Source organism: Microbacterium sp. UBA1097 (assembly GCF_002313585.1).
In the GTDB taxonomy this organism is placed as follows: domain Bacteria; phylum Actinomycetota; class Actinomycetes; order Actinomycetales; family Microbacteriaceae; genus Microbacterium.
This window is the reverse complement of the sequence record NZ_DCBW01000003.1, coordinates 13,166-32,125: the sequence shown is the minus strand read 5'-3', so window position 1 is coordinate 32,125 and position 18,960 is coordinate 13,166. Positions and strand designations below refer to the sequence as shown.

Annotated in this window: 18 protein-coding genes and 1 pseudogene; 5 read left to right on the top strand and 14 right to left on the bottom strand. The window is 64.0% G+C overall.

The features are described 5' to 3' along the window. Positions 1–83: 83 nt before the first annotated feature. Positions 84–263, bottom strand: coding sequence for a hypothetical protein (locus tag B4F19_RS00300; RefSeq protein WP_228179555.1), 180 nt, complete (start codon positions 261–263; stop codon positions 84–86). A gap of 232 nt (positions 264–495) precedes the next feature. On the opposite strand from B4F19_RS00300, the gene B4F19_RS00295 reads away from it, so the two are divergent. After that, complete coding sequence (locus tag B4F19_RS00295) at positions 496–930, top strand: hypothetical protein (RefSeq protein WP_101305219.1); 435 nt, start codon at positions 496–498, stop codon at positions 928–930. A gap of 20 nt (positions 931–950) precedes the next feature. Beyond that, entirely contained in the window at positions 951–1,172 is a 222-nt protein-coding gene (locus tag B4F19_RS00290) for a hypothetical protein (RefSeq protein WP_005054975.1), read from the top strand. Positions 1,173–1,235: 63 nt separating this feature from the next. Here B4F19_RS00290 and B4F19_RS00285 read toward each other — a convergent pair whose 3' ends face one another. The 5 genes and pseudogenes from B4F19_RS00285 to B4F19_RS00265 form a co-directional block, all read right to left on the bottom strand. After that, positions 1,236–2,492, bottom strand: a complete 1,257-nt coding sequence (locus B4F19_RS00285; protein WP_292732159.1) for a DNA-binding response regulator — start codon at positions 2,490–2,492, stop codon at positions 1,236–1,238. Continuing rightward, positions 2,455–3,798 (bottom strand): hypothetical protein, encoded by a 1,344-nt coding sequence (locus B4F19_RS00280; protein WP_005054971.1) that lies wholly within the window; start codon positions 3,796–3,798, stop codon positions 2,455–2,457. The genes B4F19_RS00285 and B4F19_RS00280 overlap by 38 nt, the downstream gene beginning before the upstream one ends. Before the next feature lie 69 nt (positions 3,799–3,867). Further along, the gene (locus tag B4F19_RS00275) at positions 3,868–4,971 is read right to left on the bottom strand and encodes a hypothetical protein (protein ID WP_005054969.1); all 1,104 of its coding nucleotides are present in this window, start codon (positions 4,969–4,971) and stop codon (positions 3,868–3,870) included. Next, positions 4,968–6,494, bottom strand: coding sequence for an AAA family ATPase (locus B4F19_RS00270; RefSeq protein ID WP_005054967.1), 1,527 nt, complete (start codon positions 6,492–6,494; stop codon positions 4,968–4,970). The genes B4F19_RS00275 and B4F19_RS00270 overlap by 4 nt, the downstream gene beginning before the upstream one ends. Before the next feature lie 140 nt (positions 6,495–6,634). Further along, positions 6,635–6,779, bottom strand: a pseudogene (locus tag B4F19_RS00265) (translation initiation factor IF-2 N-terminal domain-containing protein); the annotation flags it as partial. Between the two features lie 517 nt (positions 6,780–7,296). Here B4F19_RS00265 and B4F19_RS00260 point away from each other — a divergent pair. Together B4F19_RS00260 and B4F19_RS00255 are read left to right on the top strand one after the other, a co-directional pair. Further along, the gene (locus B4F19_RS00260; RefSeq protein WP_005054965.1) at positions 7,297–7,758 is read left to right on the top strand and encodes a hypothetical protein; all 462 of its coding nucleotides are present in this window, start codon (positions 7,297–7,299) and stop codon (positions 7,756–7,758) included. 80 nt (positions 7,759–7,838) lie between these two features. Next, positions 7,839–8,645: a metallophosphoesterase gene (locus tag B4F19_RS00255; RefSeq protein WP_005054963.1), complete on the top strand. Its 807-nt coding sequence runs from the start codon at positions 7,839–7,841 to the stop codon at positions 8,643–8,645. Between the two features lie 425 nt (positions 8,646–9,070). On the opposite strand, the gene B4F19_RS00250 is transcribed toward B4F19_RS00255, so the two are convergent. Genes B4F19_RS00250 through B4F19_RS00230 form a run of 5 tightly spaced genes read right to left on the bottom strand, consistent with a single transcriptional unit; the run spans position 9,071 to position 15,540 of the window. Continuing rightward, positions 9,071–9,280: a hypothetical protein gene (locus tag B4F19_RS00250; RefSeq protein WP_133177970.1), complete on the bottom strand. Its 210-nt coding sequence runs from the start codon at positions 9,278–9,280 to the stop codon at positions 9,071–9,073. Beyond that, positions 9,277–11,520 carry a TniQ family protein gene (locus B4F19_RS00245; protein ID WP_101305218.1) on the bottom strand — a complete coding sequence of 748 codons (2,244 nt, stop codon included), beginning with the start codon at positions 11,518–11,520 and terminating at the stop codon, positions 9,277–9,279. Before B4F19_RS00245 ends, B4F19_RS00250 begins: the two co-directional genes overlap by 4 nt. Next, entirely contained in the window at positions 11,517–12,677 is a 1,161-nt protein-coding gene (locus B4F19_RS00240) for a TniB family NTP-binding protein (RefSeq protein ID WP_005055282.1), read from the bottom strand. Before B4F19_RS00240 ends, B4F19_RS00245 begins: the two co-directional genes overlap by 4 nt. Continuing rightward, the gene (locus B4F19_RS00235) at positions 12,674–14,827 is read right to left on the bottom strand and encodes a DDE-type integrase/transposase/recombinase (protein WP_005055284.1); all 2,154 of its coding nucleotides are present in this window, start codon (positions 14,825–14,827) and stop codon (positions 12,674–12,676) included. The genes B4F19_RS00240 and B4F19_RS00235 overlap by 4 nt, the downstream gene beginning before the upstream one ends. Positions 14,828–14,883: 56 nt before the next feature. After that, positions 14,884–15,540 (bottom strand): TnsA-like heteromeric transposase endonuclease subunit, encoded by a 657-nt coding sequence (locus B4F19_RS00230; protein WP_052323169.1) that lies wholly within the window; start codon positions 15,538–15,540, stop codon positions 14,884–14,886. Positions 15,541–15,935: 395 nt separating this feature from the next. Between B4F19_RS00230 and B4F19_RS00225 the strand changes: the two genes are divergently transcribed. Beyond that, positions 15,936–16,259, top strand: coding sequence for a hypothetical protein (locus B4F19_RS00225; RefSeq protein ID WP_005054589.1), 324 nt, complete (start codon positions 15,936–15,938; stop codon positions 16,257–16,259). Here the strand turns inward: B4F19_RS00225 and B4F19_RS00220 are convergent. From B4F19_RS00220 to B4F19_RS00210, 3 genes are all read right to left on the bottom strand, one after another. Then, complete coding sequence (locus B4F19_RS00220; protein WP_005054591.1) at positions 16,256–16,987, bottom strand: DUF6602 domain-containing protein; 732 nt, start codon at positions 16,985–16,987, stop codon at positions 16,256–16,258. The two genes, B4F19_RS00225 and B4F19_RS00220, sit on opposite strands and share 4 nt — an antisense overlap. A gap of 165 nt (positions 16,988–17,152) precedes the next feature. Next, positions 17,153–17,689: a Mov34/MPN/PAD-1 family protein gene (locus tag B4F19_RS00215; RefSeq protein ID WP_005054593.1), complete on the bottom strand. Its 537-nt coding sequence runs from the start codon at positions 17,687–17,689 to the stop codon at positions 17,153–17,155. Then, a complete protein-coding gene (locus tag B4F19_RS00210) occupies positions 17,671–18,960 on the bottom strand; it encodes a ThiF family adenylyltransferase (RefSeq protein WP_292732150.1) in 1,290 nt (429 codons plus the stop codon). The genes B4F19_RS00215 and B4F19_RS00210 overlap by 19 nt, the downstream gene beginning before the upstream one ends.

Below are 18,960 nucleotides of genomic sequence, written 5' to 3'. Positions count from 1 at the left end.
ATGACGAGGACATCGCATAACTCCTTCGTTGATGCTCGGCGCCTGCAGGAACTAGGCGACCACTCGGTGGATGAGCTCTACTCTCAGGGAGGATTCCGCCACAGCGCTGTGCCGATTTGGAACAGCTCACCCGGGTTGCCCGGTGACCACGACAGAGATCGGCTCCGGCGCACGGCATGATCAGGATCCAGCGCACGAACGAGACCGGATCGGGCACGGTGCCAGACGATCAGCGCCGCCACGACGAGAGTCGCGGCGGTCACCGCCATTGCTCCGACCCAGCCGCTCTGCGTGAAGACCGTCGCCAGGACGAGACCGACAGCCGGGATTCCATCTCCACGGAGAGCGACGGCAGCACACGCCGGACGGCGAAGATCTACTCACCGCCACCGTCTCCGCTTCCGACGACGACGACAGCTTCGGCTTCTACTCCCGGCCCACCAAGGCCCACATCATCGCCGCCGGCATCCGCCGCACCGCATGAACGAGCGCCTCATGAACAGCCGCACCAGCCTCACCATCTACCCCGCCCACGACGAGCAAACCCTGCTCCCGCCGACGCCGATCCTCGTCGACGAGCACTACTTCGTCCGCGCCGGGCTCGAGCAACTCCCCGCCCGCCTCATCGGGTTCAGCCCCGCCGGCGCGCTCGCCATCACGGCGTGGGTTCACGACGTGTTCCGTGCCCCGGAGCTCGCACGCGACCTGTACCCGACTTTCATCATCGCCGGTCGCGTCCAGGCATATCCGATCCCCGCCGCCAGGGTCACCGTGCGCGAGCCCGCCGGCGTCGTCCAGGTCGTGATCACCGACCCTCGCGGCAAGAGATACCGGCCATACCTCGGCGAGGACCGCGACATTGCCGACCGCATCGCCGCGGCCTGGGGCTCCCACCGCGGATACTCCGCCACCGTCCAACCGATCACCTGACAATCACGAACGGAGACACCATGCGCTGCTTGATGTGCGAAGAGCCCACCACGATGTACATCCCCTCGGACGACGTCGACGGCATCGGGCTGCATAGCTGCGGTGTCTGCGGGTTCGAGATCGAAGGCCCCCGCGACGAACCCGCGCATGTCGCCGACCATCGGAAGCTCACTGCAACGACGACCTCGACGACGTGTAGGTTCCCGTTGGAAATGGCCGAGGATGCCGGGAATCCCCGGTAGTTGGCAGTGGCCGAAGGCTCAGGATTCCGTGGGGAATGGCGAATCCCTACAGCCCCACGCCAGTCAGTCCTCGGCAACGCTGTCAGCGGCGTCGAGGCCGGGCAGTGTGAGAGCAGTCGCTTCGATCTCTTGCTGGGGTGCAGGCTCGGGCGGCGCCTGCGCCGGCTTACCGAACCCTGCGATTAGAAGCTCGCTGATGTCGTCCTTCAGAGAGCCAAAGCTTCGCAGGAACGCTGCAATGAGGCTCACGCTTGATCTTGCCGCCGGATCATTGAGTCGAAGCTGAGCCCCCGCAGCTTCTGAGATGTCTCGCCCACGAGCTAGCCGCTCGTGAACGACGAGATCAAGCTGTCGAGGCAAGTCTCGGAGCGCGGGCTGACGGCCTAGCCGGATTGCGAGTTCTGCAGCAGAGTCAGCCCACTCCGGCGGTGAGGGCTCAAACGCGCCCATGGCCTCAGTCCGCACCTCGGGCGAGGCCTTCGCCGCCGCGAGCAGTCCACTGATGAACTTGTCGAAGTCGCGCGACAACTGGCGCATGCGCTGAGCGGGCACAACTCCGTCTGCGAGGCGTTCGCGAAGAAAACTTGTGAATGCACTCGGATCCATCGGGCGGACAAATCCCACGATCGTTACGAGGTTGAGTACCCAGATACTGAGGGTCTCTGAAATGAGCCACCGTACCGCGAGCTGTTCGTCATCCTTGACGCCGGGCGTCCAGCGCTGGCAAAGCGTCTCAAGTAGACCCAGGCTCTGCTTCAGTGCAGCGAACGGATCTAGAAACCACACGGTGGAAGTGAGGAACTTGAACGCAGGTCCGAGCGTGGGATCGTCCTTGCTGACTACTTTGACTGTGCGCCGCAGAAGCAGGGCGTTGGGTCCGTGGGCCCCAAGATCTGTGAGTTTCGAGAGATTAAGTGCGGCCTCTCGCGCCTGGAGGTCGTTGATCGATTCGACGCTGACGCGGGAATGGCGGCCCAGCTCCCGGGTTCTGGGCGTCACGCTCGAGGCAACAGTCAGTTCCGCTCGCTCTGCGCCTACCAACTCTTGCAGTCCGCGTAGCCACACAATACGGTCGAGTGGTTTCGGCGCGCTCTTCCCCGTCCCGCTCTTGGACTCGCCAATGGTCCGGTGACTCTCGAGCCCGGGACCAAGCCCGATGGCGAGTAGATCCAGGTCGGTGACTTGGATGAGTTCCGCGCCGTAGTAGCTGATGAGGTCGATGCCTACCCGAGTGAAGTACCCCTCCCAGAACCACACTTGGCCTACGCGGCATTCGAGTCGATCACCGGGGGTTAGCGGGTCGGTCTTGACGGGTGGCACGTTGCAGTTCCTTTCTCAGCTCGAGGATCGCTGATCTCGCGATCTCGTCAGCGGCTCCGAGGTCGCCCGCGCCCGCACGTGTTTGCTCTGGGTTGGTGAACTCGCCTGGAGCTCGGAGGAGGTTCACCGTCGGGTCCGTCGTTCCTGCGGACGTTGATGAGTTCTGAAGCCACGCGAGCCCGCCTTCGACGATCTCCTCCTTCACAAGTTCGAGGTATGCCCGGCCGTGGTCCGTTTCACGGACGCGAACGATGCCGTGCGCCTCAAGCAGGTGGTAGTCGGTGCTGATGTTGCTCGCAGGCCCAACGCTCCCGCGGTTTAGGAGCGCCCGCACGAGGACCACAGGATCGTGTATTCGACCGCCGCTACGTTCCGCTCGTTCATGCCCGAAGAGCATGTGGGCGACAAAAAGCTTGCGCTGATTCAGCGCCTCGGTGGTTGTGAGCCGGTCGTCCTCCGACTCGAGAGTAGGTGAAAAGACATATGTCTGCGCTCCGGATCCTCCCGTCGACTTGACGGTGGCGGCCTGGACGAGTCCGACCTTCTGTGCTGCGCCGAACACGCCGGGGGTCGGTTGCGCGAGGAGTGGAAGTGCGAGGCCGGGGTGTTGCGCTGCCTGTTCACATATGCCGAGAAGCGCGTCGCGCTCGCCCGGGGGAAGGCCACGGAGGAACGACGCGATCTCAATCTGTCCTGACTCCCACACGTAAGGGCTATAAATTACGTCCTCGGCGAGATCGACGGAGTTGACGCGCTTTGTAAGGCCTGTCGCCAGTGCAAGGTTCAGACCGGTTTCGCTGACTTGGTCGTTGAATCCTCGTCGGTGGAGTTGGTCGAGATGTTGGGTGGTCGTCAACGGGGCGAACGATGCGACTTCGATCGAGTGCAGCGTTACGATCTCATCGATGGTCGGGTTGAGCTGCTGTAGAACGCGGTAGGACTGTTCGATGAGGTTCCCGGTTACGCCCAGAAACTCCTGCACCTCGATTACAACGCCTTGTGTGTCCAGCGCGAAGTCTGCAACATTGGCAGCCTTCAGCGCCGGCAGCACGGTCGAGTGAAGTGATTGCCTTCCAATTCCTGCCTGGACGGCGAAAGACTCGAGGGCGGATGCACTCAAGGGGTCGGAGAATCCATGGATGCGGGCGACGAAGTCCATCGCTTCGCCTGCGTGAAGTAGTGACTCGAGTCTGGGTCTCAGAGCCGGGTCGATTGTGCGCGAGGCTTGATGAACCCGCGTCACAGCGCGCCCGAGTCGCCGGTCGGACCTGTTGACGTCCAGATCGGCAGTGGTGCTCTCCGCCATTCGAATCTCCTCACCCGCTACCGAGATGAGCCTACTGATCGGGCGTACGCTCCTCGCAGTGCGCTCGTCTCAATTTGTGGGGAATCGCATTTCGAGCACTCGCTGCCATTTGACGACGTCGGCGGCGTCCTCGGGCCGAAGACTGCGCATGTGTGCCAGACGATTCCGAATCGGCATGATCTGCGCGCTGAACTGTCGCCAGTGAGCGGCGCTCAACCCCAAGTCGCCGATCTGGGAACGGTCCTTTAGTTGGAGCAACTCCCCGAGTGAGAGCCATTCGAGAGGGTCGCGCAATTGCTTGACCGACGTGGCGCCCATGTATGCCGATTCGCTCGCTCGCTCGAGCACTTTTTCCGGAAGGTCGCCGTTCAGGCACTGCGTGCGCCAGTTCTCCGCCCATGCGGCGATTGCGCGCCGACGCACTTCGCGTCGGATGATCCGCTCGATCTTCCAGAGTCCCGAACTCACCTCGGCAAGCTGCTGCTGAGGATCGAGGGCATCCGCGAGAACCTCGTCGAGCGCCTTCTTGAGCGGTCCGAGATGCTTCGGAAAATTCCATGTCCGAGTCGCACCGTCGGGCGCTGTAAGGCTGGAACCATCCAGCGCCTCAAGCTCCCTCGCGTTGAGCAGGCCCAGCGCGCTCTGGCCAATCAGCAGGCTCTCGTACACGACACGATCGAGAGACGCAGCCAGGTCCATACCGAGTTCTGTCAGCGCCCGGCACAGTACGTCGGCCGGGGAGGCGCCGTCTTCAACGCACGTTGGCCACTCGTGAGCGCCTGTGCTCTTGACGACCGGAGCATGCGCCAGGCTGGCGTCGTCAAGGAGCGAACTCCCGACCACTGGAGGGAAAGCAATCCGAGGCGCCCGGGAGAGGAGGATGACCCTGCCGCCGGCCTCGACGTCGCTGAAGACGCGCTCGCGTAGCGCACCCATCTGAGTGGCCTCACTCTGCATCGTGAGCGACTCCATCCCGTCGATCACGACTGTTCCGGTGGTAAGTGGGCCATCTGGCTGCAAGTAGTCCCGGACGCGCGTCACGTTCACCTGCGAAGCCCCCAGAGCGCGGCGGGCTGGCTCGTTGCTCGAGCCCAGCTGCAGGAACACGACGCGGAGTTGCTCCGCTTTTCGGTGAACGCCCAGTATCCAGTCGGAGTAGTCGGTCGCGCTCATACGAGCTCCAGGATCACGCTGACTTCGAACTCGCCGTCCTGTTCGTGAATCAGACCCAGGTCCTTCAGTCGACGAACTGCGACGTGCTCGCTGGATGCGAGTTCCTTGAAGTCGGCTGCACTGTCCATCAGCACGTCCAGCATGACGGCCTCGTTCGCGTAGTAGCGCTTGACGTGTTGGACCATCTCCTCAATGTTGCCTTGGACGCGACTCTTCCAATCATCAAGTTCTGTGAGCACGGAAGCGCGAGTCATCGTACGTTGGAAGACGTCGGTCGGAAGGTGCTGCACGACGGCTGAGCTCAGATTTCGATACAGATAGGCGTGACCACCGGACGCCTCGTGGAGTGCCTCGAGCGCACCAGGTTCGATCTGGATGCCCATCTTGCCGCCGACGGTGCTCGCGAGATCGTCCGCCTCTTCTCGCTCCAGCGGCTTCACGTACACGGCCTTCGCCCAAGAGAAGAGGGGATTCGGTCGACCATACAGTCGTCCACCTTCAACGATGGCGCTTGTAAGGCCGGACAGCACGAAGGTGAAGTTCTCAGACTCCTGCACGATGCTCCTGAGGGCCGATAGCAGCTGCGCAATGCGTGGCATGTCGCCTTCAGCGATATCGATGCGATCCGCTGGGGTCAAGTACTCGATCTCGTCCAGGAGGAGCAGGATCCTATGCCCGTCTTTGTGGAGATGCTTGAGTATCGCCTGGAGAGCGTTCTTCAGGTCGAGGATGCTCGGGCGTTCCTGCAGCTGCGAAAGCTCTTGGGTGCGCAGCTTGTGAGCTTTGAGTTCAGCAATCAGTCGTCGACGCAGATCGCTGACGATGTCGTCGGTGGGGTCTTCCGGCGGAGAGGGGAAGGCCTCCAGGTCCATGAGGACGGTCACCACTTTGTCCTCTTGCAACTCCTCCTTAAGCTGCATGAGGATGCTCGTCTTGCCCGACTTCCGCAGTCCGAAGACGCCTGTGACTCGCTGGTTGAACACGTCGTCACGCATCGACTGCAGCAGTGTCCTGCGGCCGAAGAAGCTCGCGCCATACACGGGAGTCGTCATGTAGAAGAGGTCTCGGGCATAGATGTAGTCGCGAAGAAGGGTAATTAGCGAGAGTTCGTCTTCGTCGTCAATCAAGAGCGGGATCGCTAGTTTCGCGGGGCGCGACCAGTCGTTCAGTTTGATCTGTAGACGCCGATCGGGCGACCACATGAAGAAGATGTCCGGAGTGATGGAACGATCGGCGCCACCGAGCTCGCGGGCCGCAGCCTGGAAGGTCCGGCCCTGGAGATCCTCATGCGGACTGTAGAAGATCATCACCTCGCGGGTAAACCCAAACCCGGCCTCGATCGCTCCACTGAATCGCACATGGACGATCGCGCAGTCCCTGAAGCCATCCTGACGGCAGAACCCCGCGTAGACCACCTGGGAGCCAAGACTTCGCAGAGCGTCGATGTGGTCACGCAGGACCGGGTACTTGTATCGAACGCGCTCGACGTTTGCCAGCAGGTCTGGGTGCTGGGGCGCCGCCACAGCGCCCGATCGCCAGCCGAACTGTCGAGTGGATGGTGCGGTCGGATCGAATCCCGGCCGATCGACATGCGGGTCTACGTGCTCACGTCGCATCGGCGATGGCCGAGGCGAACCGGGTCGAGGGGGTCGGGCACCGAACGACGCCCTCACCTTGCGAGCAACTGGAGCTTCTATCGATGAAGACGGGCTCTTGACGAACTCACCAAGTTCTCGCAGACGGACCAAGACGGCCTTTGCGTCGACTCCCAGTTCGGCGGCGAGCTCGTGCACTCGCATCTTCGCCATCTGTTCTCCGCTCGTGGTCACTTGGCCCGCTGTGTCTGCCAGGGGCTGTGCATTACCGGCGAAGCCGGGTTGCCAGATCAGTCTGTTGCATGCTGCAGACACCGGCTGCGATGACACGGCTCGATATATCAGTCGCCGTCCGCCGTCCCACCGAGGCGGCGCGCCTTGAGCAGCACGTTCATGTGCCTCGGGTGGGCTACCCATTGAGTTGTGATCGGTCCAGCGCGTCGAGTGAAATGGCCTTCCACCGGCTGCTAGGCCTTGCTGGGCCTCGGGCCAAACGGGGTCCAGGCCCATGCCCGCGACGAACGTCACGCAGCGCTGGATGTCGATGAGGTCTTCTGGGGCCGCTTTCAGCCGCTTGAAGTGTGCGATGCCATGAGGCGAGCATCTCACGACGGGCGAGACTTCCTGAGCGAGAGCAACCACTCGACTCGAACAGGCTCTGACCCAATCAGTGGACACAAATTCACCGGTGTGAGAGACTACTCCGTTCGCCAAACGAAGGGTCTGGCCGATGTCACACTCTGACGGCAACACGGACTGGGGGCGGATCATCCGCGACATGATCGCGCGTAGCACCGACTCTGCCCCCACCGAGCCCGGGGTCTACCGGATGCCGTGTGGGAACTGCTACGTCGACTTCTTCCTCGCCTCGGACGGCACCGAACGGTGGCTCGTCCCAGGCGATGAGCGCAGCTACACCCGCGACACCGTGGCCATCGCTCGCCACGGCGAGCACCCGTGGGAGCGGATGTACACCCTCGGCCATGCCGCCGCCGAGATCCGCCGCCGCGCGACCGCCGACGGCACACCCGTTCTTGTCCTGATCGATGAGCTGGCAGCGGTCGCCGCCACGGAGGATGCGGCGGAAGACGAGGAAATCGCCCGTATCGCCCGGGAGCGTCCCGCCGACAGTGCGGAGGTGGCGCGCTCCGATCTCGCCCGGAAATTCGGGATCGATCTCGACGAACTCTAGGAACATCTAGCGGTGTCTACCGAAACGCTAGACACCGCTAGATTCTGCTAGACATCCGTCACATGCGAGGAGCGTTAGCCGTGAGTGAGTATCCGTGGTTCGACTTCGACCGAGTCGACTACGTCACCGCGGACACCCACTTCAGCCACGCCCGGATCAGCGAACTCGCGGACCGTCCATTCACCACCGTCAACGAGATGAACACCGAGCTCATCCGCCGCTGGAACGAGACGGTCGCCCCGACAGATGTGGTGCTACATCTCGGGGATGTCGCGCTCGGGCCGATCGAGGAATCGATCACCCTCACCGCGCAGCTGAACGGTCACCGGTACCTCGTCCCCGGGAACCATGACCGGGTCTCACCAGCGACACAGTCCAGGAAGGCGATCGAACGGTTCGCGCCGCTCTACGAGGCGGCCGGGTGGACGATTCTGCCGGAGGTCATCGAAGGCACCCGGCACGGCTACCGGATCCTCGCATCCCACTACCCGTACAAGGGCGACTCGCAGGAGTCGGACCGACACACGTCGCACCGGCCCCGCTGGGACGATGGGATCCCGCTGTTGCACGGTCACACGCACGCACGCGACCACGGCCCGAATGGGCACCAGTTCCACGTCGGCGTCGACGCCCACGCATACGCGCCCATCCCGTTCACCGTCATCGACGAGTGGGTCCGGGGCCTACCGGATGTCGAGCCGTGGCTCGATGTGGCGGTCCGTGAAGCCCGTCAACTCCTCGCCAACCTCGACGCCACCGAAACCTCGAACTCCGACGCGATGTTCTACACGATGGGCTACAACGAACTGCGCGTCGCGCTGGAGGAACTCCTCGGCGCGCTCTACTCTTCCCACCCCGACTCCCCCGGGAACACCGCCAAGGCTTAGGACTGCCTCGGACGCGCTTTCGGCGCGGGCGACGGTATGAACAGTTCGCCTGCCGCGGGGCCGGATCGGAGGGTCCGCGGTTCTCGTCGGAAGCGGATCCATCCACAACGCTGCCAGTGCACCATCGTCAGGTACCGCGGCGACGACGACGTCCAGGCAGCCTGATGCTCCGCGGCGCTGAGATCGTGCGACGCGAGCTCCGGGAATACTTCCCGGAAGGTCGGGGATTGGCCGTGTTCGCGGGCGTAGCGATGGAGGAATGTCACAGCGCGACGCGCCCACACCGGCGCCGTCTCGTCAGCGGTGAGTTCAATGAACAGCGGCGCGAGGTGAGGTGCCGACCACGGCTTGTCCTCCCGGCCTGAGTCGGCCGACACCACGCATTCCTTGCCCTCGACCGTCATCGCAGAGATCCCACCCCGGACTCAGCTCCGGTCACGGGTGTCGTCGGGTGCGCGTTGCGTGTCGGCGGGACCCGCAGGCTCCTCGCCCTGATCTCGTCCTCCAGCTCGGCTGCTGGATGAACCCGCATCCATGACTGCCTTCAGCGCCGTGGTGTACTTCTCTCCTGTCACCTTCACGCGTTCCCGCGCGTCGTGCCGCAGCCGACTGGAAGTTCGTTTCTTCTGCGTCATGCCGACGTCCTTCGCGTGTCTGGAATTCGAGTATTCGTCGATGGCTCGACGGGAGTGCTGCGACGGAGTCCGTGAGCCTGTGATGGGCCCCGCGGGGCGGGCGGGTCAGATCGTTGCCTGCCTGCGTCCGAGGTAGACCCGTTGATGCGCGCCCCGCGTGGGCGGACCGGGATGCCGGCGCTATGCAAATGCCGGTTGATGGTCATCTCGCTACAGCCGGCGAGCTGCGCGATCTGTGCGATGGTCCAGTGCTTCGTTTCATAGTGATCGCGGAGCCAACGGGGGTCGAGGTCGAAGGTGCGGGGTCGTCCCCTTCGAGTCCGGGTGCCCGCGTCGGCGAGAATGCGACCCACTGTCTGCCGAGACACCCTCGTGTCTGCGGCGATCGTGTAGGTGGAAGCTCCCGCCGCGTACACCTGCGTCAGCCGGTCTGGTGGCATGGCTTCTGTCGCTGTCGCTCGTGCCGGCCGGATGGGCGGCCACGACGGCGCGATCTGGGGTCCGACTTCCGGGAGCTGAGGGGTGGGTTCGGGTGTCCAGGTGACGGGCTCCTGAATGCCGTTGGCGACGAGGAACTCTGCGGCGATCTGATCGAGCGCCGCCCGCACCGCCGGCGGGAGCTCCTCTACGAAGCGGGCTACGGCGGGCGGGCTCGCCCTGGTCGTGTGCCACGCCGTAGGCATCGCACGCAGCGGGTTCCCGGAGAGTTCTTGGTACAGGGCTGCGCGCGCCAACTCCCAGCGTCGTCCGCTCCCTGGGGACACGCCCGCGTCCCGGCAGAGCTGCCCCCACTGTGATTCGGGCAGGAGATCGGTGTAGTCGAGGTGGCGGCGGCGGGCGTAGTCGATGGGCACGTCTTGCGTGTCCAATAGAGCTGCCAGGCGGAGGACCGCGTGCAGGGTCGTCACGTGGTGAGTGCTGCGGCCCAGCTCACGCATCACGTGCGTCACCTGCCGTGACGGTGCGTGCGGATCGAGCAGCGCGAGCGCGGCGGAGTGTGTGAGCCTCGTGCCGGTAAACACGACCGCTGCTGCCAGCGCGGACGCGGCGATCTCGTTGTCGACCCGCAGTGGGGCGTACTGGGCGATCCAGTCCCCCCACAACTGTGCCGGCACTTTCCGTGCTCGCTCTTCCGGGCTGACGCCCGACGGCGGTGCGGACTGCAGAAACACGGTGGGGCGGCGGCGGCGACCCAGCGCGGCCGCGATCAGGGTCTGTAGTTGTGGTGTGTGCGCGGTGTACGACGTGCTGTGCGCCAGCCGCCCCTGCAGCAGGGAGATGATCGCGGCCGGATTGGTCAGTGCGCGGTGACCGAGGGTGGTGCCGACAGCGGCCCCGACGGCAGAGTCTGGTCGCGCCCGGATCGCCCTCGTCCAGTCCTCGCTCATCTCGAACAGCCCAATGAGCTCCCGGCCCAGCGGGCTCGCGTCGATGCTGTGACCGCCGACGATTGCGTCCCGCGCGGTGCGGGACAGTAGCCGAATGTCTTCCAACACAGGCACGGCCGGCTGCGGTGCATCAGCATAGATCCCGAACTGCGCCTGACCGGTGGAGACGATGCGCATCATCGCCCGTTGCGCATCCAGCACCGCCTGCGGCACCGGCGTGCGGGTCCGGTCCTCGGTGAGGTCCGCGCGACACCGGTTGGCCTGCGGACCCCTCCCCGGACCCCGCACGGGATTGTGGCAACGCCCGGGAACGGGAACAAGTGCGAGCGGGTGAGCGCGGTGTCGGGCAGGAAGATCACAGGTCTGGCACCGATCCACGAGAAGGCGGCGGTGGCGGGCACAGGCGAACCCGAACGGGAACTGCCACGACATCCGCCACCGTCCACCCGAATCGACCAGGCATTCCGGGCAGTATCGTCCCGCGGTCCCTGCAGCCGGGCATTGCGCGCTGATCCGACCCTGCCGGGTATAGCGGATCGCGTGACGGGCGAAGCGCATCCTCGTCATCTCGTGAAACTGATCGGCAGGGATGCCCGTGGAAGCCTCAAGCCGGGCAGCCTGCTCCTCGGTGAGGGTTGTGGCCCACTTGTCCGCCATCCACGCGGTCGCCGATACAGCCAAACCCTTCTCCTGCTCGATGAGACCGAGCGCGCATGCCATCTCGTTCATCGTCGCCCCATAGGTGGCCGCCATCTTCTCCAGCCAGGAATCGAACGGCTCATCCGGCAGTGGCCGCACCCGAAACGGCAGCACCCGCACCTCGTCGGAACGCGTCGCGGCCTTGCCGGTCATGCGGCTGCCACCTCGCCACCCTGGGTCTTTCGGCGGCGGCCCGCTCTCTGGCTTCGAAGCTGCCGTTCCAGCTTCGCCTCCAGCTCACGACGTTCCGTCTCGGCGCCCTCGTCGATGCGAATATCATCGAGCAGCTCCCGATCGATGCGTTCCCTGCCGGTGCGGATTGCGCGCGATGCGCCGCGGCGGATCAGGTCCATCAGCGACCCGATGTTCCCGGTCGTGCGGGCGAATAGGTACCGCGAGAGGTCGACGAGCATCCCGTCTCTCCCGTCGGTCAGCACGAGGGCCTGGTCGATGCCGAACAGCAGCCGGTCCCATTCATCGCGGCCGCGTTTGTGGGCGAGGGTGAAAGGTTCCAGGCTGAGGACTGTCCACCGTCGGAAGGTCTGCGCCATTGCTGCGCCTTCGCCGGTCTGGCCCTCCCCGACGAGTCCCCGCTTGCGGAGGGCGACACCGGCGAACAGGAACGTGGCGTTGTATTCATTCGAGAGCCACTTCAACTGGTTCGCGACCTCTACCCCGTCACGGGTATTCATCCGCAGGAAGTGGAGATCATCAACGATCACCAGGCGCGTGTCGTGGCGTTCGATGCACTCCGCGGCTGCCCGGGCAAGATCTCTACCCGCCATCGAGCGGTGCAGGATCCCGGCGGTGGCGGGGTGGGCGTAGAACCCGAGGATCATCATGTGCAGACCCTTGATCGTCGGCCGGCCCGTCAACGTCACATGACACACCGGCAGGTGCCGCACGTCCCGGTCCTGATCCAGCCACTCCCCGGCCTCCGCGATCCGCTGCTGGTGGAACACTCGACCGAAGTTGTTCACCACCGTGGACTTCCCGAGCGCCGGCGGCGCGTCGATCGCCGCCGCTGACTTCACCCGGTCGGCGTCTTGCAGGTTCGAGTCCAGGATGTCGCCGAGTTGCAACTCGATCTCCTGCACCTGTCGGGTGCGCAGCAGGATGTTCGCGTGCCACTGACGCCGCGCCAAGTCATACCCGACACGCTCCTGCGTGGATAGCGCCGCCAGCCGCTTCAGCGTGAGGGTGTCCGGACGGGTCCGGGCTGGGCGTTCTGCGAAGTCGTTCCACCCCTCGTAGGTGGACAGGCTCCGCTGCCGTGCTCCCGCCTGCGGCTGGGGCTGGGTGGTTGTCATCGGAGCATCTCCATCGGCTCGAAGCGGTAGTCGCCACGGATGGTGGGCTCGTCGATGTCGTCCTCGTCGTCATCATCTCCGGTCTCCGGCACATCGACCCGTGTCCTCGGATCCCTCACCCCGCCGGTCAGCTCCGTCGCCAGGTCCGACCCGGCCGTGAGTTCTGCGTCCAGCATCCGTTGCACCGTCCGCAACGACCACACCCCTTCCGGATCGGGGTTCTTCTCATCCAGGCGGGCCGCCATCCGGGCGCTCATCCGCCGCTCCGACGGTGTCAACCCTCGGCCCGCGCCCCAGTCCTCGAGCAACTGCGCGGCAACATCATCGACCTGCGAGGGGCGGCCCTGCCGGATCGCAATCTTCTTCGCATACTCCAACGCGTCCAAACTGAACGGGGTGTCGAACGCGTCCTTGTGCTCCCACTCCAGGGTGTGCCAGGTGTGATCCTCCGGGTCGTGGAAGTAGATCTTCGTCAGGTCGTCCGGGTTCACCACGAACGGCCACTCCGTGCCCGTGTCCCGGTGGATCGACCGGGCCCGGTTGCGGTACTTCGCCACCGAATCCCCCGTGTAGCGAAGATTGTGAATCTCCACCCCATAGTGGTTGAACTGACGCTTCACCACCGGCAGCAGCTCCAACAGCACATTCCGGTCCGTCGGCATCCGCAGCGAACCCGCGACAGCGAGCCCCTGGTCATACTTCTGCGCCGGACTCAACTTCACACCCGGGAGGCTGGGATCGGCGAGCGACTCATGCGGGCGGAGGTGATAGACCGTCGCGATCCACTCGCGGATGATCTGCTCCAACTGCGGAACCGTATACACCGCCTCACCCTCAACATCGTCCCCACGACCCGACACGTCCGCACCCTTGTAGCCGGGGAGCTCCTGCAGGAGAGAGTCGAGAGTGCGAAAGAAGCGCTCCACCGGGCTCTTGTCGGTGGGCTGGTAGATACGGGCTGGCTGGATTGATATGCCCAGTCGGGCGCACGCGGTGGTGACATGCTCGGAGAGGAAAGGGCGACCGTGGTCCACGACGATCGTCTCGGGCAAGATGCCGGCGCGTGTGAAACGGGCGACATCGGTTCGGGTGGGGTCGACGAGCACCGTGTCAGGCACGCCGTGATACGGGACACGAGCGGCGGTATCCCAACTGCCCGGTAGGTCGAACGGCAGCATCGCTTCGACGAGAACACCGGACACGTCGATGGACTTGGTCGATCCTGGCGTCAAGCGCAGCCCGAGAATGCACCGTGAGTAGAGATCGATCGCGACCGTGAGGTCCGCGCAGACCCACTTGCCCGTCACCGGAGCGACGGCGAACACATTCAGTGGGGTGGTGTCAAGAAGTACGAACTCACCGGGACGTGACGCGGTCAACCGTCCGTAGGGAGCGGCGGGCCGGTTCGCGATCGATCTCTTTGCCTTCGTGGAACCCGCGAAAGTGCCTCGTCCGCGGGTGAGCTCGTCCAAGCCCCGGTATGCGCTGGCGGTGGACGGGAATGTGACGACGTCGGGGCCGTGAAGTCTCTCGATGCGTGCGCGGATCCGGGCGAGGATGATCTTCTTCTGCACCTTGGACTGATCGTCCTGCTCATCGAGTATCGTTCGCGCGGCGTCAACCCACCGCGGGTCGAAGTTTGTCAGTGCCGCACCCGTCCGTGACATCCGGGTATCGATGAGACCCGCTTCCCCGGTGTCTCGATACCGGGAGACCCATCGCTCCAGGGTCCGTAGGCCTATGTCGAGCTCTTTGGCCTTGGCCTTCTGTCGCTCTCGGAGCGGCCGTTGCGGGTGGTACTCCAGTCGTGGCTCGCCCTCTCGGGCGACCTCACGACTGCCCGACCGGTATCCCGTGAGCACCTCACGGACGTGATCCGCCCGATGGTGAGCACCCGCCTGAGCGGACTGGGTTGCGTCCGACCAGACAAGCATCAAAGGTTGCGTCTGCTCGTCGTCGCCCACCCTGCCTGGCACGTGCACTCTGCCGCCTTCCGACTCCGGTTGCAGCACATCGATCATGCGGAGACGGCGAGTGCGCCCATCCGCGGTGCGGACGATGACGGCGCCATCACCGATCTCCGCGACCGTGCACATCTTTCCGTCGTAGGCAATCTGGGCCCCCGGGCTGACCTTCCAGGTGTTCTTCATCGGACGCGTTTCCCTTCTCGTTGATCTGCGGGTGTGTGGATCGTCGCGCTCGACACTCATGTCTCCAGGAGGCTGGTGATGTCGAGCACGCGGGTGAGGTCCGTGTGCAGGCGCCGCGTCCACATCAGGTGCAACACAACGGACCGAGCCAATCGCGGATCGGCAGTGATCGCCGTGACAGCTCGCACCGCTTCGCCGAATGTGACCGGAGTGGATAGCAACTCTGCTGCGCCATCGACTTCGGACTCGAGGAACTGGAAGCGCCGCCTATACCCGGCGAGGAACCGCACGTTCGCCAGCACGACAGGATCGGGCTCGGATTGCACCCGGTACTCCCAGCCGTGCCCCTCGATCACGCGCCGCGACCATCCCAGAGAATCGCGCACTTTCGGGCGTGACAACTTCTCAGCCGGCTTCACATCAACCACGCACCCCGACTCATCGGCGTGGACGAACAGGTAATCCGGGACGTGCTTGCGGCGCGTGCCGCGATCATCGCCGTCGAGCAGAAACGGCTGCGAGAGGATCCACACCACCCGCGGGTCGAAGTCGGCCAGCAGCAGGTTCACATACTCCAACCGCGACTCGTACCCCACCGGGGCCTCCATCGTCGCCGACCAGTACGAGCCGGAGAAGTGTCGCTGCTTGCGGTACCAACGAAACTCCCGCCACGGCACCGCGGTATCGAACTGACGAAGACGAACATCATTCAAGGCGATGACATCGACGTGATCGTCTGACCTGCGAATCTGAACCGTCGACGCCAGCCCGGTCACAGCCCCGACGCTCCCTGGTACGACAACGGAAACGAACCAGCCCCTGCGGTCCGGCGGTTTGTGAACATGTCGCCATCATGGGCGCCCACACACGCGTGCATCCATGCACGAAACCACCACGAATACGTAACACACGTCATACCGAGTTGCTCTTGCGAATCGGTCAATTACGTACTACGTGACGTACGTTCTAGTGAATGTCACATTCACTGTACTCTCGAAACGACCAGAATCAAGTTGTGTACGTCAGATAGACAACACCGGGAAGGAAGTCGCCTCGGAATCACCTCGCGCACGTGCCGGACGTCGGTGACGTATGCGAAACTCGGGGCATGACGATAGTGGAGCCGATCGCACCAGCGGAGTCGCGGCTGTTCTTCGGCAACAGCTACATGAACGCTGTCGTCATAGAGATCGCCGCCCTCGAAGGCGACACCTTCTCTCCCAAGCAGATCGTCGAAGCGACTGGACTGTTGGGGAGCATCGTCCACCCACTGATCCACAAGCTCCGCGACGCACACTTCCTTGAGTTCGTCGGACGCGTGCCCGGAGAGCGGACCCTGCTCTACCGGATCCGTGACAACTACTGGTGGGAAGCCGCGCGACGCTACGCCGCCGACCGGGAAGCCGCATCGGCCGAGCGCACGGCTTCCTAACTGCCTGGGGACTGCAGCGGAACGTAATAGGCATCCAGATCGATTGCTAGAGCTGTTCCCAGCCGGGAAAGTGCGCGATACAGACGCGTCGCGAACCAGATCAGTTCCTGTCCTCCTGGGGAGTACGCGACCCCGTCAGTCTGATCGAAGGCGCCTCCTCGGACAGCAATGCCGAGATCGAGCCCCGTGGGCTGAGGCTCGGTGATCGAGCCCACAGCTGCAGCACCGCGGATATCTCCCCAATCAAGATCCGTGCTGAGAAAGACACCCAGGATCGGCTTGGCTTCCGGATCCTGAGCTGGATACGTACCGCCTGCATGCCGGATCTCCGCTGAGGTGCGGTGAAGTCGGCGAACGCTGGCGACCTTGTCCCGGGCGTAGTCGAGGTTCTCCTTGTTCATTCTGGGCTTCACCTCACAAACGGCGTACAAGCTCTCGACCGGCACGAAGCGGACGTCGCCCTGCTCGAAAAAAAGGGGCGAGTACTGTCGATCGAAGATCGCAATGTCGATCTGTCCGCTCTGTTGCCCGAGGGAGTCGATTGCGAAGATTGGCCCGACCCCGTATCGCTGGGGAAGAAACTCCCGGAGCACGCTGACCCATTGCTCCTCGGTGGCGTCACCCTTGGTGCCGGGATGATCTGTGAACTGCGGCATGAGCCCCAGCCCTGTGAGCATGTGGTCCTGCTTCGCCGTATATGCCTTGGCAAGGTCGAACGGTTCGGACATGGGTGGTCTCGCTTTCAATGGACGCGGCTGGGAGATCGCCCGCGGGGATGGTGTCGAATGTTCGTGTTCGGACGCCACGCGCTTTGTGTAGGTCCACGACGTAGTTCTACCCGTCGCGCATAGCGGTCAGCAATGATGTGGGCAGCGGCCGGTACTGGTGAAACCTCAACTTCGATGTTGGACTTCAGTGGCTTCGCCGGGTGGCATCTGGTTCCGCGAGCCCTGATCGGTTGCTGTGAGTGCGAGCGCGGCACGGTGGAGTTCGATGCCGTCTGGCGATTGCGCGAGCACCCATACGCTCAGGTGCGGGCGGGGATTCGGTGACCCAATAAGCGCGATGAATCGATGGAAGCGAAGTTCCAAGTCGACGAGGTGGGAGATGTAGGTGTTGAGATCCAGCGGGCTGGGTTCTGGCGGACCGTTGGGATGGGTGTGCCATTCTCCGATCCATTGTGAGCGGTCGACCTTGTGGGCGCGGTCCGCGGCGAGTTGGGTGTATTCGAGGTCACGGAGGAAGTAGCCGGGTTGGTGGACGGCGTTCGGACCGGGTGCGGAGGCGGATGTAATGACGAGGGCGTTTTCGTGTCCGAAGAGTGCACCGCCGGTTTCGAGCGTGGGGTCGCTTCTCGCGATGATCGTTCTGATCGATGTGAGCGCACCCTGGGTGATACCGACGGTCCAGCTCACGGGTGGCGATGGCATGCGGGGCAGTCCGGGTAAGGGGGCGTCGCGGAGGACCAGTGCGGGTGGAGTGCTCGTCGCGCATCGAAGGGGGCGGCGTAGCCGGGTGATGGGCGGAGGGCGATGACGAGGTTGTCATCGGTGAGGGTCTGATCGACTTCACCGGCGTTTTGCAAGAGAGTCGCGACGGCGACTTTCGCTGCGATGCTCCCAACGAGGTGAAGGTCTCCACCTATTGCGGTCATCGGGTTGTGTCGGGTGCCGTCCCCGTAGCCTCGGTCCAGGCTCGGTTCGGGATCGATCATTCCGTTGTCGCGCATGTATCGACGCTGACAGTCGAGGCATCCGACCTCGGGCAGTGCACGGATGCGCAGAATCTCTCCGTATCTGCCGTCGGCGAGGACGCAGGCGAACACAATCGGTTTGCCCGCACGGCGTGCAAGGTAGTTTGCGACGCGTCGGGGTTCGACTCCGTCGACGGTGCAGATGATGATGTCGGCGGCGTCAATCAGGGGTCGGGTGATGTTGGCGTTGGCGGTGAGGTCGATGGGCCATGGGCTGATGTTGCTTTCCGGCCACTGCCTGTTCAGGGATGCCTTTAATCCATCCACTTTGGACATTCCAACGCTCGCGGCAGCGAGGACGTGCCGGGGAACGTTGTGGAAGAGGATCTTGTCAGGATCGACCAGGTCGATGTGGCCAACTCCGTAGCTTGCGAGTGCTTCGGCTGCGTCTCCTCCGATGCTGCCGGCGCCTAGCAGGAGCGCCCGCGAGGTCGAGAGGAGGCTGGTTGGCCAGAGGCTTCCAAGGGCGGTCACATGCTGGGTTCCGTCCTGGATGTCCAAAGAAATGGGGCGGACGGTGTCGTTCGAGATCGTCCACGCCGACCAGGCCGGAAGCCGTTCCCCATCGCGGATCTCCGGAGGGTCGGGACAGAAGGTCACGGCGATGTGCCATTGGCCGGGAAGCGGTGCGATCGCCTGCGGGACGAGGGTCTGGAAGGCGTCGAAGGGCATTGTCGCGTGTTGGTGGGTGAGAAGGTACGCGCAAAACGCGGCGTCCGCCGGCACTCGGTACCAGTGGCCGACGCGATTGAAGTCGGCGACCGTGAGGAAGTGGTCGGGATCCTCCGTGAGATGGACGAGGTCCGAGTCTTCGTTCGAGAGGGCGACGACTATGGCGGCCTTGTCCGGTGCGGACAGACGGCAGGTGAGATTGCCCCACGCGTACGACTTGTCGATGACCTCCATCGCTTCGGTGGGCAACAGCACCAGCCAGTTCTCGCCACTCAT